Annotated in this window: 2 protein-coding genes; one reads left to right on the forward strand and one right to left on the reverse strand. The window is 66.4% G+C overall.

The window, feature by feature from the left end; translation table 11 throughout:
* On the reverse strand, nucleotides 1–101 hold a 101-nt coding region (locus A5698_RS29595; RefSeq protein WP_231967490.1), incomplete at its 3' end, for a hypothetical protein.
* 93 nt (nucleotides 102–194) lie between these two features.
* Between A5698_RS29595 and A5698_RS21745 the strand changes: the two genes are divergently transcribed.
* The coding region (locus tag A5698_RS21745; protein ID WP_502688973.1) for an ATP-dependent DNA ligase at nucleotides 195–601 on the forward strand (407 nt) is incomplete at its 3' end.

A 601-nucleotide genomic window follows, 5' to 3' on the forward strand; every position in this document is an offset into this window, starting at 1 on the left:
CGGAACCCGTCCCACTTCGGTTCGTAGGACGCGTCCGCGGGAATCGACGCCACCGATTTGGCCAGCATCGGCTTCACCGGCGGCGTTACGGGAAGGTCCACCCCGCCCATTATTGCGTCCACGCCACTTCTGACCGTCGACACCGGGAAATGTCATCGCCGGTTCAGCGCGGACGGCACTGCGACAATGGCCGAATGCGCCTGCCCGTGATGCCGCCGGTGAAGCCGATGCTGGCCAAATCGGTGGCGTCGATTCCCGCGGACGCGTCCTACGAACCGAAGTGGGACGGCTTCCGGTCGATCTGCTTCCGCGACGGCGATGAGGTCGAGTTCGGCAGCCGCAACGAACGCCCGCTGACCCGCTACTTCCCCGAACTGGTCGAGGCCGCGAGGACGGAGCTACCCGGACGCTGCGTCATCGACGGCGAGATCGTCGTCGCCGCCGGCCATGGCCTCGACTTCGAGGCCCTGCAACAACGCATCCACCCCGCCGACTCGCGGGTCCGGATGCTGGCCGAGAAGACACCCGCGGCCTTCATCGCGTTCGATCTGCTCGCGCGAGACGACATCGATTACACCCAAAGGCCTTTCGAGGAACGCCG

The sequence above is a fragment of the Mycobacterium sp. E136 genome (assembly GCF_001666865.1).
Lineage (GTDB): Bacteria > Actinomycetota > Actinomycetes > Mycobacteriales > Mycobacteriaceae > Mycobacterium.